Source organism: Caballeronia calidae (assembly GCF_900044055.2).
GTDB classification, from domain to species: domain Bacteria; phylum Pseudomonadota; class Gammaproteobacteria; order Burkholderiales; family Burkholderiaceae; genus Caballeronia; species Caballeronia calidae.
This window is the reverse complement of record NZ_FCOX02000251.1, coordinates 1-1724: the sequence shown is the minus strand read 5'-3', so window position 1 is coordinate 1724 and position 1724 is coordinate 1. Positions and strand designations below refer to the sequence as shown.

The 1724-nt window shown below is 59.2% G+C and carries 1 protein-coding gene and 3 pseudogenes; 1 reads left to right on the top strand and 3 read right to left on the bottom strand.

The window, feature by feature from the left end; genetic code table 11:
• Positions 1-240 precede the first annotated feature (240 nt).
• Positions 241-550, top strand: a pseudogene (locus AWB78_RS44995) (IS5/IS1182 family transposase); the annotation flags it as partial.
• Positions 551-562: 12 nt separating this feature from the next.
• On the opposite strand, the gene AWB78_RS42410 reads toward AWB78_RS44995, so the two are convergent.
• The 3 genes and pseudogenes from AWB78_RS42410 to AWB78_RS49180 all read right to left on the bottom strand — a co-directional run.
• Positions 563-757, bottom strand: coding sequence for a YqaE/Pmp3 family membrane protein (locus AWB78_RS42410; RefSeq protein WP_062613257.1), 195 nt, complete (start codon positions 755-757; stop codon positions 563-565).
• A 236-nt stretch (positions 758-993) separates the two neighbouring features.
• A pseudogene (locus AWB78_RS44990) lies at positions 994-1440 on the bottom strand (IS3 family transposase); the annotation flags it as partial.
• Positions 1441-1523: 83 nt separating this feature from the next.
• Positions 1524-1724: pseudogene (locus tag AWB78_RS49180) on the bottom strand (group II intron reverse transcriptase/maturase); the annotation flags it as partial.

Genomic DNA, 1724 nt, shown 5'->3' with positions numbered 1-1724 from the left:
GGTCGGCTTGATGAGGACGAGAGAGAATCGGAAACCGTCAGCAATCGAGTAGATCGTGTCCATGGTCTGCTCTGTAGCCCTGTCTGGATCGAAGTCACAAAACCGTAAAGGTCGCCCGTCCTCAGAAAATCGGAGATGGATGGTGAACTGGCATGCAGTACAACAACGCGCATCCTACCCGCCTGGCCTTCTGCTGTGTTTACAATTCCGCAGGCGCCAGGTTTTGAGGATCGGGACCCTGTTGGGTCTAACAAGAACTATGACACTGCGGGCTTCGTGGCGAGTTGCCGCGCCAATTGTGTGACGCCGCATGTGGCGAAAAGCGACGGCCGCGGCGGTGGCTCGGCGATTGATGGTTCTCAAGACACGCTGGGCCGGCTATGCCATTAGCCAGTGCAAGCGCAAATGCACCGAGCAGGTCTTCGGCTGCAGCAAGACGGTCGGCTGGATTGGTCAGGCGATGTAACGTGGCCGCGAGCGGGTCGAGCAGTTGTTCCTCCTGACGCAGGCGGCCTACAACCTCACGCGCATGCGTACGCTTGCGGGCAGAGCGGCGTACACTTCAGCCGCGTCCTCCGAGTGCGCGTTCAATCTTCTTGTCCGTCTTGTATTGACTGAGTGCGTACACCGACCAGATGGCAGCGGGAATCCAGCCGATCAGTGTGATTTGCAGCACGAGACAGATGGTTCCAGCGATCGGACGGCCAATCGTGAAGAACTGCAGCCACGGGATGACGATTGCGAGCAACAGACGCATAGGTTCCTCGAGAGGATGATGTTGTGGTGAGACTGTCACTACAGCGTGCTGCTGTGACACTGGGGGTGACCCGCTTCCGTGGATGGTTAAGCAGTTGAATTTTGAATGGATTGATTCCCTCCGGTTTGGGCAGTGCCGCGAGTTGTCCACGGCCGGCCGGCGGGTCGCCTATTACGACCACGACGCCGGCCGGCCGTGGACAACTCGCCAGTGATGCCGATTCGGTTTTGTTCCTCGTGAAGTTGCTCGTAGCGCATCGGCGAGCGGTAACCGATGCCGCTATGGCGACGGCTGACGTTGTACCAACCTTCTATCCACGAGAACAGCGCTTGCCGCGCCTGTTCGCGGGTTTGGAAGTGTGTGCGGGCGAGCAGTTCACATTCGAGTGTCGCGAAGAAGGCTTCGCACATGGCGTTGTCGAAGCAATCCGCCACCGTCCCCATCGACAGACGCACGCCAGCCTCACGGCAGCGGCGGCCGAAGGCAATGGACGTGTATTGGCAGCCTTGATCGCTATGGTGAATCACGCCAGCGGGACGTCGTTGCGCGAGAGCCATATCGAGCGCCCTGAGCATCAGCTCCGTGTACAGGTGATCCGACATCGCCCAACCCACGATCCGGCGGCTGAACACGTCGAGCACTACCGCGAGATACAGGAACCCTTCGGCGGTCGGCAGTGGAGTAAGAGACAGGGCGTAGTCGAACTATTTCCCCGCCTCTCCTCCCCGAACCGGACTTGCACTTTTCAGCGCATCCGGCTCTCCATTCAAGTGTTGCTCATAGCAAAGGCAACATCGGCATAGCGCGACGCAATGGTGCTTCGTGTCTCATCGCGCATGATGTACGGATTTTCCATCGGGGTGCGCCAGGTGAAACGACCCTTGCGGCTGGTAACAAGACGCCGAAGCGCCACCGCTCCGTACCAACCTCGACTGTTTTGGCCCTGCAGCACCCATGTCGTTGCCTG

Coding starts and splice junctions, on each gene's coding strand:
- AWB78_RS42410 (WP_062613257.1), bottom strand. CDS start 757: ATGCGTCTGTTGCTCGCAATCGTCATCCCGTGGCTGCAGTTCTTCACG.